The sequence below is a fragment of the Roseibacterium elongatum DSM 19469 genome, assembly GCF_000590925.1.
GTDB classification, from domain to species: Bacteria; Pseudomonadota; Alphaproteobacteria; order Rhodobacterales; family Rhodobacteraceae; genus Roseibacterium; species Roseibacterium elongatum.
Window position 1 is genome coordinate 1,252,525 of sequence record NZ_CP004372.1, and the last position, 15,437, is coordinate 1,267,961.

The following is a 15,437-nucleotide window of genomic DNA, read 5'->3' on the forward strand; positions in this document are numbered from 1 at the left end:
GTGCTCATGAGCCAATCGAACGAAAATGGTTTGTTCCTCGTCGGCGTGCCGGGGCTGGAAGGCGCGCTGGAGGACGAGGCACGGCGGCTGGGCTTTGCCGGCGTGCGGCGCGTGGCGGGCGGCGTCGAGGTGGCTGGCGGGCTGGAGGAGGCCGCGCGCGCCAACCGGCAGATGCTCTGTGCCGTGCGGGTGTTGATGCGCGTGGCCGCGTTCCGGGCGATGCACCTGGCGCAGCTGGACAAGCGGGCGCGCAAGGTGGCGTGGCGCGCGTGGCTGCGGCCTGACGTCCCCGTGCGGGTCGAGGCGACCTGTCGACGCTCGAAGATCTACGTCAACAAGGCCGCCGTTCAGCGGGTCAGCGGCGCGATCGAGGCGGCAGGCGTGCCGGTGGCGAAAGACGCCGGGATCGTGGTGAAGGTGCGGATCGACGATGACCTGTGCACGATCAGCCTGGATACGACGGGTGAGGCGCTGCACCGGCGCGGGCACAAGACCTTCGTCGGTAAGGCGCCGCTGCGCGAAACGATGGCCGCGGCGTTCCTGTGGGAAATGGGCTTTGACGGCAGCCAGGCGGTGGTGGACCCAATGTGCGGGTCGGGGACGATTGTGCTGGAGGCGGCCGAGATCGCGGCCGGGCTGGTGCCGGGGCGCTCGCGCAGCTTTGCCTATCACGGGCTTGTGCGGGGCGAGGCTCTGTCAGCGGCGGATGATTGGCCCGTGGCCGAGGCCGTGCAGGCATATTTGCAGGATAAAGATGGGGCAGGGCGGTTCCTGGGATTTGACCGCAATGACGGGGCGATCCGCGGCGCGCGCGAGAATGCCGAGCGGGCGGGCGTGGCCGATTTGTGCCGGTTCGAGCGGCAGGCGATCAGCGACTTGCAGCCGCCCCAGGGCGTCGCGCCGGGGATCGTTCTGGTGAACCCGCCCTATGGCGGGCGGATCGGGGACCGGAAACTGCTGTTCGGGCTTTATGGCGCGCTGGGGCAGGTGCTGGCCGAGCGCTTCGCGGGCTGGTCCGTCGGGATCGTCACCAGCGACGGGGGCTTGGCCAAGGCGACGGAGTTGGCGCTGGACCCGTTCGGGCCGATCGATCATTCGGGCACCAAGGTGACCCTGTGGCGCGGGCGCATCTGAGCCGTTAGACCGGGGCAGGCGCCGCCCCGACCCAGGAGAGCTGACCGCATGCCAAGCCTCGACTGGCCGACCCTGTTGCGTGAGTTCATCACGCTTTTCGTGGTGATCGACCCGATCGGGTCGTTGCCCGTGTTCCTGTTCGCCACGGCTTCGGTCCCGCGTCACCTGCATCGACGCTTTGCGATCCGCGCGGTGTTGGTGGCCGCGCTGGTGCTGCTGGCGTTTCTGGTGGGCGGTCAGATCCTGCTGGAATCGCTGGGGTTGCGGCTGGGCTCGTTCCAGGTGGCCGGGGGGCTGGTCCTGTTCCTGTTCGCCATGTCCATGATCTTTGGCGAGTCGAAATCCACGCGCGAGATCGAAGAGGCCGAGCGCGACCATCTGGCCGGGGCGGTCTTTCCGCTGGCCATGCCATCCATCGCGTCGCCGGGGGCGATGCTGGCCATCGTGATCCTGACGGACAATCACACCAACCCGGTCTCGGACCAGGTGGTGACGGCCGGGTTGCTGGTGCTGGTGCTGTTGATCACCTTGCTGATCCTGTTGGCCGCGCCCTACCTTGTGCGGGTCATCGGGACGACGGGCGCAAGCGTCATCAGCCGGGTCATGGGGATCATCCTGGCCACTGTCGCGGTCGACTCGGTTCTGGGCGGGTTGGAGGCGCTGGGTCTGTTGCAGATCACGGCACCCGCGCCGGGCCTGGGCGGTTAGGGCAGGGCCGGTTCATCGCAGCTGAAGGGCGTGCCATCGGGCAGGACGCAGAGCTGGTCGAAAAAATCATCGCGCAGGGTTTCATAACGCGGCAGGGCGTGAGTTGCGTCGAGTCGGTCGAGATAGGCGCTGCAACTGGCGATGTAGTAATCCTGGCGGCGGCTTTCGTTCTCGTACCACAGGGTGAAGGCGGCCTCGCTGGCGGTGAACAGATCGCCGTGGTCGGCCATGCCGGCGGCGAAGGCGCTGGTCATGTCGGCGTAGCGGGGCAGGTCGGCCAGGGCCTGCCACGGGCCGGGGGCGCCGCCCTCGCGCAGGGCCCAGGCCACGATCAGGGTGATGGTCATGGCGTCGGCCTCGATCGCCCAGGTGGCGCGGGCATATTCGCGCATCGACAGCCCATCATGGGGGCAGATGCCGCGCCCGAATTGTTCGACATGGCGGATCTCGTGGGCGAGGATCACCACCTGCAGATCCGCGTTCAACGCAGCATCGACCATCACGGTGTTTGTGGATGGCTCGTAATATCCCATGGCCACGCCGATATCGGCGGCCAGGCAGATCGTCGGGCCCTCGGCCTGAAGCGCCCGTTGCAGCGAGGGATAGCCGGCGATGACGGGCAGGGCGCGCGACAGCAGCCTGTCGAGCGCGCTGCCGGACGGGGCGGAATAGGGCGGCGCGACGCAGTCCTGCGCGCTGGCGGGCAGGGGGGCGCAAAGCGCGAGGCACAGGCCGAGGATCAGGCGCAGCGACATGCGGGGAAGGCTCAGGTCACAGTGACACCGGCCGCGGCCATGCCGTCGCGCGCCGCCGCCAGTGACCCGTTCAGGTCGATGGCGCGGCAGAGGTCGCCCCGCACCTCGACCGCGAAGCCCAGTTTCGCGGCATCGACGGCCGAGAAGTTCACGCAGAAATCGGTGGCCAGGCCCACCATGGTCAGGTGGTCGATCCCGCGCGTGCGCAGGTAGCCCTCGAGCCCCGTGGGCGTGGTCTGGTCGTTCTCGAAAAAGGCGGAGTAGCTGTCGATCTTGCGCCGGAACCCCTTGCGGAGGATCAGGTCGGCGCGGGTTGTGTTCAGATCGTCATGGAACGCCGCGCCTTTCGTGCCCTGCACGCAATGGTCGGGCCACAGGACCTGTGGACCATAGGGCATTTCGGTCATGTCCATCGGCGCTGCGCCGGGGTGCTGGCTGGCGAAGCTGGAGTGATCTGCCGGGTGCCAATCCTGCGTCAGGATCACGGCGGGAAACTTCTCCATCAGGGAATTGATGCCGGGCACGATCTGATCGCCCCCCGGCACGGCCAGTGCGCCGCCGGGGCAGAAGTCGTTTTGCACGTCGATGACGATCAGGGCATGGGTGGCGTCGCGCATCTTGAGCCTCCTGTCAGGTTTGGCCAGCCTACGCCTTGAGCGCGGGCATGCAACGACGTATCTGGCGGGCATGATGATTGTCGCCGCCCTCTACCAGTTCACCCCCTTCCCTGACCCTGCCGTGCTGCGCGGGCCGTTGAGCGCCGTTTGCGAGGCGAATGGCGTGCGCGGTACGTTGTTGTTGGCGCGCGAGGGGATCAACGGGACCATAGCGGGGCCGCGCGCCGGGATCGACGCGGTGCTCGCGCATATCCGCGCGCTGCCCGGATGCGCCGAGCTGGAGTGGAAGGAATCGACCGCCGCCGAGATGCCCTTTGGCCGGATGAAGGTGCGGCTGAAGCGCGAGATCGTGACGATGGGCCAGCCCGATGTGGACCCGTTGGGCGCGGTCGGGGCCTATGTAGACCCGGCGGACTGGAACGACTTGATCTCTTCGCCCGATGTCGCCGTGATCGACACGCGCAACGATTACGAGGTCGCCATCGGCACGTTCGCGGGTGCGGTCGACCCCGCGACGGACAAATTCCGCGATTTCCCGGCCTGGTGGGCGGAAAACAAGCACCGTTTTCACAACAAGCGCATCGCGATGTTCTGCACCGGTGGCATCCGGTGCGAGAAATCGACGGCCTTCCTGAAACAGGAGGGGATAGATGAGGTCTACCACCTCAAGGGCGGGATCCTGAAATACCTCGAAGAGGTGCCGGAGGCAGAAAGCCTTTGGCGGGGCGGGTGTTTCGTTTTCGACGAGCGCGTGGCCGTGGGCCATGGCTTGGCGCAACTGCCCTACACGCTTTGTCGGGCCTGTCGGCGGCCCTTGGCCGAGGCCGATACGGCGCGGCCCGAGTATGAAGAGGGCGTGCAGTGCCACCAATGCGTGGACGCGTATTCCGAGGCCGACCGCGCCCGGTTCCGCGAGCGTCAGCGCCAGATGCAACTGGCCGAGGCGCGCGGCGCGGCGCATATCGGGGCGGATGCGCGGCCCGAGTGAACGCGCGCACAGGATGTGTGCGTTGCGGTCGCCCCGTGGCCGTCTAGCTCAGGCGCATGCGTGATCTGTCCCTCGATACCCGTTTAGGGCTGCCTGATGCCCTTCAGGTCCTGCTGCAGGAGGTCCCGCGCGAAGCGTGGGATGCGGACCCGAATTTCCACGGTCTGGTCAGTTTCTGGCTGGAGCGGCACATGATGTTCCGCCAGTTGATGGCGCATATGCGGGCCGAGACCGAGGGGTTTCTGACCGGCGCACGTGACCCGCAGGATTTCGCACGGGGCATCGGGCGCTATGGCGGCGTCTTCGTGCAGCAATTGCACGGGCATCACCATATCGAGGATCACCACTATTTCCCGGTTCTGCGCGAAAAGGATGCGCGGATCGAGGCGGGGTTCGACCTGCTGGACGCGGATCATCATGCGCTCGACGGGATCCTGAACCGGTTCGTCGAACAGGCGAACGGCGCGATCCGAGGCGTCGGCGGGGCCGATGCGCGCACACCGGCCGGGGCGCTGCACGCCGGGTTGATCGAGCTTGACCGGCTGATCGGGCGGCACCTTGAGGATGAGGAAGACCTGATCGTGCCCGTTATCCTTAAATACGGCGCGGCTGGATTGGGCTGATACGTCCCTCTACCTCGCGGATTTTTCAAGTTCATCCGCAACGAAGCCATCCGCGATGGAATGTTCGACGAACATGTCGAGGGCAGCAATGCGCGGGTCCTTGGGGCGGGGCAGGACCATGGCCTGATCGACCGACGTCAGTGTTCCGTCCATTACCTCGATCTCGTCGTCTTCGGAAAAGGCCCGGTGCAGCGACGCGCGGATGCCCGCGACCACGTCGCCCTGACCGGCGCGGAACGCCGCGAAGCTTTCGCCCGGCGTGGCGGCATGGTCGAGCGTGGCGTGCTGCAGGTTGGCCTTGAGCCAGAGGTCATAGGCCGAGCCGACGGAACTGAGGATCGTGACGCCGGGGCGATCAACCTCACCCGGCGTGGAAAACGGGCTGCCGCGACGGGTGGCGAAGGTGGCCTCGATCCGGTGATAGGGGCGCGTGAAGCTGACCTTGCGGGCGCGGATCGGGTCAATGGCCAGAAAGGCGACATCCCAGACATCCTTGTCGGCATCGGCAAAGACAGGACCCGCGCCGGAATAGAGCACCGGGATCATCCGGGCCTTCAGGTGATCGGCCAGACGGCGGGCAAGTGCCGGGCTGACCCCGCGCAGACCGCCGTCCACCTGCTGGACGAGGGCGCGGTTGCCGGTGTTGATCGCCACGCGCAGATCGCCGTGATCCTTCAGGCTTTCGAGGTCGATTTCCATATGTCCCCCTGCGTCGTGTTTCGCCCAGCCTAGCCTGTTGCGCCCGGAACGCGCAGAAAAAAGCCCCCCGGCGTGGCGCGAGGGGGCAGTCTGGTTGGTGACCACGCATGTGGGGTGCCGGGCGCCTGGCCGGGGAAACGGGACCAGGAAAAGGGCCAGACGCCCGGCATCGGCTGGACCTCAGTCCAGGCCGAACTGAAAGGTCAGACCGGTCTGACCATGGGCCCTTTGAACGACATTGGCCTGTGCGCCGTTGCCGAACTGAAAGATGCCGTGGGCCTGTCCATGGCCCTGCTGGCGCAGCGTGGCATTATGGCCGTTGCCGTCCTGATGGATGACCCCGACCGATCCGGCACCGGCGACCTGCGCGATGGCCGCGCCGTTCAACCGGCCGTTCTGGTGAACGAAGGCCCCGGATTCGACGCCTTGCACGATCTGGTAGAGCGTCAACCCGGCGCGGATGGCGTCGGCCTCCTGCTGGGTGTTGGCGTTCAGCGTGAAGCTGAGCGTGCCGTTGGCCGCAGCCGGCACCGCGGCAAGCGTGGTCGACGCAACGAGGGCAAGGGCGAGGGTGGCTTTCTTGAACATGGGTTTGGTCCTTTGGCAGAAGGGGGTGGTGGGGGGCGGCGGCACAGGGCGCGCGCGCCGCCGGGATCTCAAAGGTCGGTCGGGCAGTGGTAGGTGTCGCCGCCGACCTCGACGGTCAGATCGGCCTGCAGGCCACGGGTCGCGGTGCCGCCCATCTGCACCCGGCCCAGGCGCAGGGTTTCACCGGCCATGGCCGAGATCGGGCCGCCCTGAGTCATGTGGGTACCGGGGCCGGTGACGATCAGGCTGTAGCTGCCCGACAGGGCGCGGCGGGCTTCGACGACGCCCTCGATCACCAGGCTGGGGCCGGATTCGGTGACCGCCACGGAACAGGTGAGCGGGGCCGAGGGCGCGGCCTCGGGGCCAGAGCCGGCGATGGCCGTGCAGCCAAGGACGGCCGCGACCAATGCGGTGCCGAGGGCGATACGGGTCGTCGCGGTGCGGGGGAATGCGTTGAGGGTCATGGGCCGGTCCTTTCGATCGGGGTGGGAAGGTGGCGGGCGCGCGGCGGCGGGCCGCGCACCCGATGATCCGGTCAGTCCTGGATGATCAGCGCGACATTGCCCGAACCGTATTGCCGGGTTTCGGCGCTGTTGCCGTTGCCCACCTGGATCACGCCGACGGCGTTGTTGCGGCCGCCCACGGTGGTGTCGGCGCGATTGTTGCGCCCGAATTGCGCGATGCCGGTGGCGTTGCCCACCCCGCCCTGGGCGGTATAGGCCTCGTTCCCGTACCCCTGCTGGCCGATGGCGGTGGTGTTGAAGGCACCGTCGGTGAAGGTCATGGTCGTGTTGCCCCAGCCGTTCTGGATGACGCTGGTTCCGTTGCAGAACCCGTACTGCTCGATGGCGACGCCGTTGCCGCCGCCCCACTGTTCCAGGTAGGCGCTGTTGCAGTTCGCCATGGCGGGGGCCGAAAATGCGGCTGCCAGAACCAGCGAGGCGGTGGCGGTCTTGAGGATCGAGAAGGTCATGTCGGAAGGTCCTTTAATTGAAGGTTTGCTTCAGGTGGTTGCGGTGTCGTGTTCGGTTATCGGCCGGTTGGGGTGCGCCCCGTGAGCCGATGACCAAACATTTGCCCAAGCCCCCGATGTCAGGCAATTTCACCGCCGGGAAAGGCGATGACAGCGGCCGGTTATCCAATGACAGTCCAGAAATATATTTTAAAACAGATGTTTGATGCATCTCTGTTCGCCCGGCGTCCGATGCGATACCATTGGTGATATCCTTGTGTTTTTTGGGCGTGCCGCGGCGTTATCGCCTGACGGGCCGAATGGCCGGGCGCATTGGCGGCGGGTGCGGGGATTAAGCATGGCTTAAGGGCGTGTATCGGCGGGCACGGCGGCGCGCGCACGGGGTAAAATGGGGGGCGGCATGCGCTTTTCTGCGAATCTGGGGTTTCTGTGGGCCGAGTTGCCCCTGCCGGACGCGATCCGCCGGGCGGCGGCGGCGGGGTTCGACGCGGTCGAATGCCATTGGCCCCATAAGCAGGATGCCGGGGCGGTCCGCGCCGCGTTGGAAGAAACGGGCCTGCCGCTCTTGGGGCTGAATACCGCGCGCGGGGACGGCGACGGGTGTTTCGGGCTGTCGGCCCTATGCGACCGCGAGCCCGAAGCGCGCAGGGCCATCGAGGATGCGATGGCCTATGCCGTCGCCACCGGGGCCGAGGCGGTGCATGTGATGGCCGGCTTTGCCACGGGGCGCGAGGCCGATGGCATCTTTCGGTCGAACCTTCGCTTTGCCTGCGATCTGGCCGAACCCTATGGCATCACGGTGCTGATCGAACCGCTGAACGCCCATGATGCACCGGGGTATTTCCTGTGCGACACGGCGCAGGCGGCCGAGATCATTGCGGCCATGGATGCCCCAAACCTGAAGCTGATGTTCGACTGTTACCATGTGGGCCGGACCGAGGGCGATGTGACCCGGCGGTTGACGGCGCTGCTGCCGCTGATCGGGCATATCCAGATCGCCGCCGTGCCCGACCGTGGCCCGCCCGATCACGGCGCGGTGGATTATGCCGAGGTGTTCGCGATGCTGGCGCAGGCGGGGTGGACGCGCCCCATCGGGGCCGAGTATCGGCCTGCCGGTCCGGTCGAGGGCAGCTTGGGCTGGTTACAGGACGCAAAGCGATTGGCATAGGCCAACGCCCCGCGATTGCACGCGGGCGCGGTCGTGTATGCTGCGCGGCCGGGGCGGGCCAGGCACCCGGCCGCCCACGGGGCCGGGCGACCGGTTTGTCGGAGGACGGGGCGCGCCCTAGGGCAAGAACACGGCTTTGGCGTTGACGAATTCCTTCATGCCAAAGCCGCCATGTTCGCGCCCATACCCCGAGTCCTTGACCCCGCCGAACGGCATGTTCGGGTCGGCCGCCCCGAAAGAGTTGATGCGCACCATACCGGTGTCGAACTCGGTGCGGGCCAGCGCGATTGCGCGGTCTTCGTCCTGCGAGAAGATGCCGCCACCCAGGCCATAGCGGCTGCTGTTGGCCAGACGCATGGCGTCGGCATCATCTCGGGCGCGGATGATCGATGCGACGGGGCCAAAGATCTCGTCGTCATGGGCGGGCATGCCGGGGGCCAGATCGGCCAGAACGGTCGCGGGGTAATAGGCCCCGGTGCGATCGGGCGCGGTGCCGCCGCACAGGACGGTGGCCCCCTGTTCGACGCTGCGCGCGACCTGATCCTTGACGGTGTCCAACTGGTCGGCGCTGGACAGCGGCCCAAGCTGTGTCGCCTCGTCCGTGGGGTCGCCCATGACCACGTCCTTCATCGCATCGACATACGCCCCGACAAAGGCATCATAGACCGTGTCGGTGACGATGAAGCGCTTGGCCGACACGCAGGTTTCCCCGTTGTTGTAGAGCCGCCCGACGACCGAGTATTTGACCGCCGTTTCGATATCGGCATCCCCGAGCACGAGATAGGCGTCGTTCGACCCAAGCTCGAGCACCGACTTTTTCAGCGCTTTGGCGGCGGTGGCGCCGATATGGCGCCCAGCAGCGTCGCTGCCGGTCATGGTGACGCCCCGCACAAGGGAATGTTCGATCACCTTGTCGCTGGTGTCATGGTCGATCAGGATGACCTGAAACAGGTCTTCGGGCAGACCGGCCTCGATGCACAACTCGCGCAGACGCAGGCCGCTGCCGGTGCAGATACTGGCATGTTTCAGAACACAGCCATTGCCCGCCATCAGGTTGGCCGCCAGAACCCGCACCGGCTGGTACAACGGAAAGTTCCACGGCTGGATCGAGTAGATCACGCCGATGGGCTGATAGGTGACGATCCCGCGTTTGCCCTCGGGGCCGTGGGTGCGGTTTTCATCGGCCAGCGCATCGGGGCCGGTCTTGGCGGTGTAGTCGAAAATTGCGGCGCAGATCTCGACCTCGGTCAACCCGTCCTTCAATAGCTTGCCGGTTTCGCGGGTCATCAGGGCGGCAAGGTCTTGGGCATTGTCGCGCAGTTTCTTCGCGATCCGGGTCAGGTACGGGGCCCTGTCCGCATGCGACAGCCTGCGCCAATCCAGAAAGGCCTTGTGACAGGCCGCGACCCGGTCTGTCGCCTCCTCCTCGGTCATGAGGGTATAGGTCTGGATCTCCTCTTCGGTGGCGGGATTGATCGTCGTGATGGTTGGCATGTCGCTTCCTTTGGAATTTGGGAAGGAACACGCGGAACGCCGGAAGGTTCCTGTTTCGGGGGCGAAAGGCACCCCGTCAGGCCGCCGCGGGGGCTAACGGTCTGCTGCGCCGACCAAGGACAGGGCCAGATCGGCAAGCGCCGCCTCGAGTGTCGGCACCAGATCGGTGCCGTCATCGGCGATGCCGATATCGGTGTTGATCTGAAACGCGACGGTCACGCCGGGATCGGCATAATGGCGCAGGCTGGACACATAGCCGGGGATCCAGCCGCCATGGCCATAGACCGCGCCGCGCGGCGTGTCGGCATAGATCGCCACGCCCGCGCCATAGCGGATATCGGGGGCCTCGGGCGCAACGGGAATGCCGTCGAGCAACTGGTCGAGATAGGGGGTGTCGAGCGCGTTGCCGCCGAACAGCGCATGGCCCCAGGACGCCAGATCGCGCGAGGTCGAGACGAGGCCGCCGCCGGTCCATTCCATGCCGGGGTCCCAGAGCAGCGCGCCATCCGCGTCCATCGTGCGCGTGGGCAGGCCGAAGGGATTGCCCTCGGCCACATATCCCACGGCGAGATCCGGCAACCGGGGCCTGTCCGACGGGGTGGTCGCGGTCAGGCCCAGGGGCCGCAGCAGACGCGCGGCCACCAGATCGTAATAGGCGCTGTCGCTTGCCGCCTCGATCACCAGACCCAGCAGCAGGTAGCCGGTATCGGAATAGGCCCACCCCTGCCCCGCGGGGAACAGCGGGTCGGCCCCGGCAAGGAAGGCGATGGCCTCCTCGGGCGGGATTGCGGCCGCGCCAGCCGCCATGCGCGCCGCCATCTCGGCCTGAAACAGGGCAAGGTGGACGTGGTCGGGCAAGCCGGCCTCGTGGCGCATCAGGTCGCCCACGGTCATGGTGGCGTGGTTGGGCAGGTCGGAATACCAGTCGTGATGCCCCAGATGATCCGAGACGAGGTCGGCCCGGTCCAGAAGGCCCTCGGCCTCCAGCGACAGGGCGGTCATGGCGACGAAGCTCTTGCCGATGCTGGCGGCCAGCATCCGGGTTTGCGGCGTCATCGGGATGGCCGCCTCGATATCCGCCAGACCCGAGGCGACGGTGACGACCTGACCGTCGGGCAGCGCGATCGCCGCCGTCGCGCCGGGAAAGCCGTAGTCTTGCCGGACTTCGTCCAGCACCCCCTGCATCCGATCCGCCAGCGTGTCGGACCAGGCCGGCCCACAAAGCGCGACCCATGTGGCCGCAAGCGTGGCGCAAGCGCGCCGGATCATGTCCGCGCCTCGCCGGGGATGACCTCGGTCACGGCGCCCATGCGCGTGAACATCATGTCCCGCTTCCACCAGACGACCACCGCCGCGACGCCCACCAGCAGCCACGTGTCCCAGGGCTGGGCGTCGGGCCAGAACGGGTTGATCAATTGCCAGTGAAACAGCATCGGCAACAGCAGGCTGCCCCGCGCGGCGTTGAAGATCGGCGTGACCAATATGGCCAGCGTGACGTTGCCGATGAAGAAGGGCAGAAAGCTCCATTCCGCAAAGACCACCCCGGCCAGGTAAAAGGCCGGCAGATGCCAGATGCCCCAGATCGCCCCGATCAGCGCCCCGGCCCAGACGGGGGCCATGAAGCGCTGCAACAACGGTTGCGCGACACCGCGCCAGCCGAACTCCTCGATCGGGCCGAGCAGCAGCATCATGAACATCAACGCCACCACCGCGCCCACGCCTTCGGGCGGGATCGGCGCAAGCAGCGGCCCGCCCTTGATCAGCGAGCCGGCCATGAACACAAGCGGGATCACAACCAGGATCATCCCCCACCAGGGCGCCGGACAGCGCCACATGAGCAGCCGTGACAGGAACCCGCGCAGGCCGGACAGGCCGCCGAACAGCAGGACCACCGCAAAAGCCGCGATGGCGGGGGCCCAGGTGGCCAGAAAGAAGAACGGGTGCGCGCCGCTGATCGCGCCGAAACGCGCGGTCATGACATCGGGCCAGTAGATGTAGCTGCCGATCACACCCCATGTGATCGCGAATGCCAGAACCAGAAAGGCCAGCAGGGCGGCCGCCGGAACGCGGGGGGCGCGGTGATCCAGTGAAACGGACATGATGAATCCCATAGGTAGCCATAACAGGGAGCGCGCGCACCGTCGCCGGTTTCGGCCCCGGTTTCTTTGTTCTGTATCAAGCGCCCCGCGCCGATCGCCGGGGCGTTCGTGGCGCGATGGGCCGGGGGCGCGCGGCCGCCCCGACAGGCGCCGTCGATCGCCGCCATGCGCGCCGGCCCCGTCCGTGCTAGGCTCTGTCTGTCGCCGGCGGCCACGCGGCGACCCTGCACCGACTGACCCGGACCCGATATGGACAAGCTTTCCGTCATGCATGCCTTTCGCCGCATCGTCGACCGCGGCAGCTTTGGGCGCGCGGCCGAGGATCTGGGCGTGTCGCCCGCCTTGCTGAGCCGCGAGATCAAGCTGTTGGAGGAAAGCCTGGGCACGACGCTGCTGACGCGGACGACGCGGTCCATGTCCCTGACCGATGCGGGGCGGCTCTATTATGACGCGGCGGCGGGCATCCTCGACGCGGTGACGCAGGCCGAGACGCGCATTCGCGACGGGGCGGGGGCGGTGCGGGGGCGACCTGAAGGTCAACGCGCCCAGTTCGTTCGGGCAGATGGTCATCGCGCCCATGCTGCCCGCCTTTCTGGACGCGTATCCCGACCTGCGCCTGACCCTGTCGATGGATGACCGGGTGGTCGACATGGTCGAGGGTGGCTTCGACCTGTCGATCCGTATCCGGCCGTCTATGCCCGATTCGGCGCTGGTGGCGCGCAAGATCGGCACGGTCCGGCAACGGATCTTTGCCGCGCCCGCCTATCTGCGGCGCGTCGGGGTGCCATCGACCCCCGAAGAGTTGCAGCAACACCGTGTGATCGGGTTTCTGCTGGCCGACCATCTGACGTCATGGGCCCTGCGCGGGCCGGATGGAACCACCCCGGTCGAGCTCGATCCCCCGGTGCGGGTCGGCAACAGCCTTGTGTTGCGGGACCTGCTGATGGCCGGGCAGGGCATCGGCACCTTGCCGGATTTCGTTTCGGCTGCGCCCGAAGCCGAAGGTGCCCTTGTCCGCGTGCTGCCGGAGTGGGCGTTGCCCGCCCCCGAGGTCTTCGCCGTGACGGCCTCGCGCCTGGGGATGGACGCCAAGGTCACGGCCTTTCTCGACCATCTGGGTGCGGTGCTGCGGGCCTGACATTCTTCAACCAGCGTTAAGACTGATGTGAGACCGCACCGGTTATTCCGGCCGGCCGCATCGCCGATCTTTTCGGGCAGTGACACCCCTTGCCCCGAGAGGATCCCATGACCCGCATTCTCGTTCTCTACTATTCCAGCTACGGCCATGTCCGCGCCCTGGCGCAGGCCGAGGCCGAGGGCGCGCGCAGCGTGCCAGGCACCCATGTCGAGTTGCGGCGCGTGCCCGAAACCGTCCCCGAGCAGATCCGGCACAAGGCCGGGTTCGCCGCCGACGACACGCCCGTCGCCAGCCCCGCCGATCTGGAGGGGTATGACGGCCTCATCCTCGGCACGCCGACCCTGTTCGGGATGATGGCCGGGCAGATGAAATCCTTTCTCGACCAGGCCGGTGGCCTTTGGGCGCGCAATGCGCTGGTCGGCAAGGTCGCCGCCGTCTTTGCCTCGACCGGGTCGCAGCATGGCGGGCACGAGGCGACGCTGCTGTCCAGCCAGATCCCGCTCCAGCATTTCGGCATGCTGATCGCCGGCATGCCCTACAGCTTTGCCGGGCAGACGACAGCCGAGGGGATCATCGGCGGTGCGCCCTACGGGGCGGGAACCATCGCCGGGGCCGACGGGTCGCGCGCCCCCACCGAGACCGACCTTGCCGGCGCGCGGTTCCAGGGCGCGCATGTCGCGCGCATCGCCGCGCGGCTGGCCGGGGCCGACCTGTCGCAGGAGGCCGCGTGATGCCGTCGCTGACCATCGATTTCTTTCACGACGTCGTGTGCTGCTGGTGCTTCAAAGTCTCGTCGCGGATGCGCGACCTGGCGGTCGAATTCGACCTCGACATCCGGCATCGCAGCTTTGTTCTGCAGGCCAGTCGCGCCGAGATGGCCGCGCGCTGGGGCACCCCGGCACAGGCCCGCGCCACCATTCTGGACCACTGGGCGGCCTGCCGATCCGTCAGCGACCGGCCCGATCTTGTCGATATCGATGCGATGCGGGCCGCCCCGTTCGACTATCCGCACGGCATGACGGCGGCGCGCGGGTGCAAGGCCGCCGAACGGCTGGCAGGTCAGGGCGCCCATTGGGACATGTTCGACCGCTCGCAGCGCGCGCATCTGAGCGCGGCGCGCAATATCGCGGAGCCCGAGGTCGTGCTTGAGGTCGCGCGCGACCTCGGGTTCGAGGCCGCCGCCTTCGCCACGCTGTTCGACGACCCGGCCACCGCGCAGGCGGTCGAAACGGACCGGCAATTGGCCCGCGCGCTTCAGGTCCGCTCGGTCCCCACCCTCATCATCCGCGAAACCGGCAGCCGCCTTGTCAACGGTCCGCGCGCCGATCTTGCCGCGCAGATCCGCGCCGCGCTGCGCCTTGCCGCATGAAAGGATCCCCCATGACCTTCCCGTTCTTCCGCCGCGAAACCCTGCACCGTCGCCGCGTTCCTCGCGGGGTGCCACGCCACCTGTCCCCGCATCTGATGCGGGACATCGGCCTCGACCCCTGGCCGGCCCCGCCCAGCCTGCGATCGCATCTCTATTGGTAAGCCCGGAAAGGAACCGCGCCATGTCACGCACGACCGACATCCTTTTGACGGCGCTGGCCCCGTCGGTGTGGGGCAGCACCTATCTGGTCACGACCGAGGCACTGCCCCAGGGCTATCCCGTCACGATGGCCGCGCTGCGCGCCTTGCCGGCGGGGCTGCTGCTGCTGGCGGTGACGCGCTGTCTGCCGCCCCGTGCCTGGCTGGGGCGGGCCTTTCTGCTGGGCAGTTTCAATTTCGCCCTGTTCTGGGTGCTGCTGTTCGTGGCGGCCTACCGGCTGCCGGGCGGTGTCGCGGCCACGTTGGGCTCGTTGCAGGCCATGATGGTCCTTTTCATGGCGCGCGGCTGGCTGGGCACCCCGATCCGCGCAGGGGCCGTGGCGGCCGCCGCGACGGGCGTCGCGGGCGTTGCGTTGCTGCTGGTCGGCCCCGACGCGGCGCTGGACCCCGTGGGGGTTGCGGCGGGCCTTGGCGGGGCGGCGTCCATGGCGGCGGGCACGGTCCTTAGCCGGAAATGGCAGCCGCCTGTCTCGGCCCTCAGCTTCACCGCATGGCAGTTGACGGCGGGCGGTCTGATCCTTTTGCCCCTTGCGCTGATCCTCGAGCCTGCGCTGCCGCCGCTGACGGGCACGAACCTTGCGGGGCTGGTCTGGCTTGGCCTTGTGGGGGCGGCGGCGACCTATGCGCTGTGGTTCCGGGGGGTGGCCCGGATCGAGCCCGGTGCGGTCGCCATGCTGGGCATGATGAGCCCCGTTACCGCCGTGGCGCTGGGCTGGGTGGTGCTGGGCCAAGCGCTGTCGCCCCTGCAGGCGCTGGGCGCGGTGGTCGTGCTGGGCTCGGTCTGGGTGGGCCAGCGCGCCAATCGCCCCTCGGCCGCGGCGGGCCGGCCGCGCGCCGTCACCCCCGGTGCCAAGACCGCCTGACCG

Annotated in this window: 20 protein-coding genes; 11 read left to right on the plus strand and 9 right to left on the minus strand. The window is 67.7% G+C overall.

The annotated features are described in order from the left end of the window. Positions 1-6: 6 nt before the first annotated feature. Both ROSELON_RS05905 and ROSELON_RS05910 read left to right on the plus strand, forming a co-directional pair. Positions 7-1,134, plus strand: a complete 1,128-nt coding sequence (locus ROSELON_RS05905; protein WP_025311506.1) for a THUMP domain-containing class I SAM-dependent RNA methyltransferase — start codon at positions 7-9, stop codon at positions 1,132-1,134. Positions 1,135-1,182: 48 nt separating this feature from the next. Beyond that, on the plus strand, positions 1,183-1,842 hold the full coding sequence (locus ROSELON_RS05910; RefSeq protein ID WP_025311507.1) for a MarC family protein: 660 nt from the start codon (positions 1,183-1,185) through the stop codon (positions 1,840-1,842). Here ROSELON_RS05910 and ROSELON_RS05915 read toward each other — a convergent pair. Further along, entirely contained in the window at positions 1,839-2,597 is a 759-nt protein-coding gene (locus ROSELON_RS05915; protein ID WP_025311508.1) for a DUF6782 family putative metallopeptidase, read from the minus strand. The two genes, ROSELON_RS05910 and ROSELON_RS05915, sit on opposite strands and share 4 nt — an antisense overlap. A gap of 11 nt (positions 2,598-2,608) precedes the next feature. Next, positions 2,609-3,214, minus strand: a complete 606-nt coding sequence (gene pncA / locus ROSELON_RS05920; protein ID WP_025311509.1) for a bifunctional nicotinamidase/pyrazinamidase — start codon at positions 3,212-3,214, stop codon at positions 2,609-2,611. Between the two features lie 70 nt (positions 3,215-3,284). On the opposite strand from pncA, the gene trhO reads away from it, so the two are divergent. Then, positions 3,285-4,202, plus strand: coding sequence for an oxygen-dependent tRNA uridine(34) hydroxylase TrhO (gene trhO, locus ROSELON_RS05925; protein WP_025311510.1), 918 nt, complete (start codon positions 3,285-3,287; stop codon positions 4,200-4,202). A gap of 56 nt (positions 4,203-4,258) precedes the next feature. After that, positions 4,259-4,825 carry a hemerythrin domain-containing protein gene (locus tag ROSELON_RS05930; protein ID WP_025311511.1) on the plus strand — a complete coding sequence of 189 codons (567 nt, stop codon included), beginning with the start codon at positions 4,259-4,261 and terminating at the stop codon, positions 4,823-4,825. A gap of 9 nt (positions 4,826-4,834) precedes the next feature. On the opposite strand, the gene ROSELON_RS05935 is transcribed toward ROSELON_RS05930, so the two are convergent. From ROSELON_RS05935 to ROSELON_RS05950, 4 genes are all read right to left on the minus strand, one after another. Further along, entirely contained in the window at positions 4,835-5,524 is a 690-nt protein-coding gene (locus ROSELON_RS05935; protein WP_025311512.1) for a transporter substrate-binding domain-containing protein, read from the minus strand. A gap of 180 nt (positions 5,525-5,704) precedes the next feature. Further along, a complete protein-coding gene (locus ROSELON_RS05940; protein ID WP_025311513.1) occupies positions 5,705-6,112 on the minus strand; it encodes a hypothetical protein in 408 nt (135 codons plus the stop codon). Between the two features lie 68 nt (positions 6,113-6,180). Beyond that, on the minus strand, positions 6,181-6,576 hold the full coding sequence (gene csgH / locus ROSELON_RS05945; protein WP_025311514.1) for a curli-like amyloid fiber formation chaperone CsgH: 396 nt from the start codon (positions 6,574-6,576) through the stop codon (positions 6,181-6,183). A gap of 71 nt (positions 6,577-6,647) precedes the next feature. Further along, positions 6,648-7,085 (minus strand): hypothetical protein, encoded by a 438-nt coding sequence (locus ROSELON_RS05950; RefSeq protein WP_025311515.1) that lies wholly within the window; start codon positions 7,083-7,085, stop codon positions 6,648-6,650. A gap of 400 nt (positions 7,086-7,485) precedes the next feature. Here ROSELON_RS05950 and ROSELON_RS05955 point away from each other — a divergent pair, with 400 nt between their 5' ends. Next, a complete protein-coding gene (locus ROSELON_RS05955) occupies positions 7,486-8,253 on the plus strand; it encodes a hydroxypyruvate isomerase family protein (protein ID WP_025311516.1) in 768 nt (255 codons plus the stop codon). Between the two features lie 117 nt (positions 8,254-8,370). Here the strand turns inward: ROSELON_RS05955 and ROSELON_RS05960 are convergent, their stop codons facing one another. The 3 genes from ROSELON_RS05960 to ROSELON_RS05970 all read right to left on the minus strand — a co-directional run bounded on the left by ROSELON_RS05960 (position 8,371) and on the right by ROSELON_RS05970 (position 11,846). After that, positions 8,371-9,747: an NAD-dependent succinate-semialdehyde dehydrogenase gene (locus ROSELON_RS05960; protein WP_025311517.1), complete on the minus strand. Its 1,377-nt coding sequence runs from the start codon at positions 9,745-9,747 to the stop codon at positions 8,371-8,373. 93 nt (positions 9,748-9,840) lie between these two features. Then, positions 9,841-11,016, minus strand: coding sequence for a serine hydrolase domain-containing protein (locus ROSELON_RS05965; protein WP_025311518.1), 1,176 nt, complete (start codon positions 11,014-11,016; stop codon positions 9,841-9,843). Continuing rightward, positions 11,013-11,846, minus strand: a complete 834-nt coding sequence (locus ROSELON_RS05970; RefSeq protein WP_025311519.1) for a CPBP family intramembrane glutamic endopeptidase — start codon at positions 11,844-11,846, stop codon at positions 11,013-11,015. The genes ROSELON_RS05965 and ROSELON_RS05970 overlap by 4 nt, the downstream gene beginning before the upstream one ends. Before the next feature lie 249 nt (positions 11,847-12,095). On the opposite strand from ROSELON_RS05970, the gene ROSELON_RS18640 reads away from it, so the two are divergent. The 6 genes from ROSELON_RS18640 (at position 12,096) to ROSELON_RS05990 (ending at position 15,434) form a co-directional block, all read left to right on the plus strand. Continuing rightward, complete coding sequence (locus ROSELON_RS18640) at positions 12,096-12,482, plus strand: LysR family transcriptional regulator (protein WP_245605421.1); 387 nt, start codon at positions 12,096-12,098, stop codon at positions 12,480-12,482. Continuing rightward, positions 12,409-12,984: a substrate binding domain-containing protein gene (locus ROSELON_RS18645; protein ID WP_245605422.1), complete on the plus strand. Its 576-nt coding sequence runs from the start codon at positions 12,409-12,411 to the stop codon at positions 12,982-12,984. Before ROSELON_RS18640 ends, ROSELON_RS18645 begins: the two co-directional genes overlap by 74 nt. Before the next feature lie 107 nt (positions 12,985-13,091). Next, positions 13,092-13,715 (plus strand): NAD(P)H:quinone oxidoreductase, encoded by a 624-nt coding sequence (gene wrbA, locus ROSELON_RS05980; protein ID WP_025311520.1) that lies wholly within the window; start codon positions 13,092-13,094, stop codon positions 13,713-13,715. Beyond that, positions 13,715-14,353 (plus strand): DsbA family oxidoreductase, encoded by a 639-nt coding sequence (locus tag ROSELON_RS05985; protein WP_025311521.1) that lies wholly within the window; start codon positions 13,715-13,717, stop codon positions 14,351-14,353. The genes wrbA and ROSELON_RS05985 overlap by 1 nt, the downstream gene beginning before the upstream one ends. Beyond that, a complete protein-coding gene (locus ROSELON_RS18135) occupies positions 14,350-14,514 on the plus strand; it encodes a hypothetical protein (protein ID WP_156945866.1) in 165 nt (54 codons plus the stop codon). Before ROSELON_RS05985 ends, ROSELON_RS18135 begins: the two co-directional genes overlap by 4 nt. 20 nt (positions 14,515-14,534) lie before the next feature. After that, positions 14,535-15,434, plus strand: coding sequence for an EamA family transporter (locus tag ROSELON_RS05990; protein WP_025311522.1), 900 nt, complete (start codon positions 14,535-14,537; stop codon positions 15,432-15,434). The last annotated feature ends 3 nt before the right edge of the window (positions 15,435-15,437 follow it).

Bases quoted from the DNA above. Each gene is read 5' to 3' on its own strand.
- ROSELON_RS18640 (WP_245605421.1), top strand. From the start codon at position 12,096: ATGGACAAGCTTTCCGTCATGCATGCCTTTCGCCGCATCGTCGACCGC.
- ROSELON_RS05950 (WP_025311515.1), bottom strand. From the start codon at position 7,085: ATGACCTTCTCGATCCTCAAGACCGCCACCGCCTCGCTGGTTCTGGCA.
- ROSELON_RS05985 (WP_025311521.1), top strand. From the start codon at position 13,715: ATGCCGTCGCTGACCATCGATTTCTTTCACGACGTCGTGTGCTGCTGG.
- ROSELON_RS05910 (WP_025311507.1), top strand. From the start codon at position 1,183: ATGCCAAGCCTCGACTGGCCGACCCTGTTGCGTGAGTTCATCACGCTT.
- ROSELON_RS05970 (WP_025311519.1), bottom strand. From the start codon at position 11,846: ATGTCCGTTTCACTGGATCACCGCGCCCCCCGCGTTCCGGCGGCCGCC.
- ROSELON_RS05965 (WP_025311518.1), bottom strand. From the start codon at position 11,016: ATGATCCGGCGCGCTTGCGCCACGCTTGCGGCCACATGGGTCGCGCTT.
- wrbA (WP_025311520.1), top strand. From the start codon at position 13,092: ATGACCCGCATTCTCGTTCTCTACTATTCCAGCTACGGCCATGTCCGC.
- ROSELON_RS05915 (WP_025311508.1), bottom strand. From the start codon at position 2,597: ATGTCGCTGCGCCTGATCCTCGGCCTGTGCCTCGCGCTTTGCGCCCCC.
- pncA (WP_025311509.1), bottom strand. From the start codon at position 3,214: ATGCGCGACGCCACCCATGCCCTGATCGTCATCGACGTGCAAAACGAC.
- csgH (WP_025311514.1), bottom strand. From the start codon at position 6,576: ATGACCCTCAACGCATTCCCCCGCACCGCGACGACCCGTATCGCCCTC.
- ROSELON_RS05930 (WP_025311511.1), top strand. From the start codon at position 4,259: ATGCGTGATCTGTCCCTCGATACCCGTTTAGGGCTGCCTGATGCCCTT.
- ROSELON_RS05940 (WP_025311513.1), bottom strand. From the start codon at position 6,112: ATGTTCAAGAAAGCCACCCTCGCCCTTGCCCTCGTTGCGTCGACCACG.
- ROSELON_RS05935 (WP_025311512.1), bottom strand. From the start codon at position 5,524: ATGGAAATCGACCTCGAAAGCCTGAAGGATCACGGCGATCTGCGCGTG.
- ROSELON_RS18645 (WP_245605422.1), top strand. From the start codon at position 12,409: ATGGTCATCGCGCCCATGCTGCCCGCCTTTCTGGACGCGTATCCCGAC.
- ROSELON_RS05905 (WP_025311506.1), top strand. From the start codon at position 7: ATGAGCCAATCGAACGAAAATGGTTTGTTCCTCGTCGGCGTGCCGGGG.
- ROSELON_RS05960 (WP_025311517.1), bottom strand. From the start codon at position 9,747: ATGCCAACCATCACGACGATCAATCCCGCCACCGAAGAGGAGATCCAG.
- ROSELON_RS18135 (WP_156945866.1), top strand. From the start codon at position 14,350: ATGAAAGGATCCCCCATGACCTTCCCGTTCTTCCGCCGCGAAACCCTG.
- ROSELON_RS05955 (WP_025311516.1), top strand. From the start codon at position 7,486: ATGCGCTTTTCTGCGAATCTGGGGTTTCTGTGGGCCGAGTTGCCCCTG.
- ROSELON_RS05990 (WP_025311522.1), top strand. From the start codon at position 14,535: ATGTCACGCACGACCGACATCCTTTTGACGGCGCTGGCCCCGTCGGTG.
- trhO (WP_025311510.1), top strand. From the start codon at position 3,285: ATGATGATTGTCGCCGCCCTCTACCAGTTCACCCCCTTCCCTGACCCT.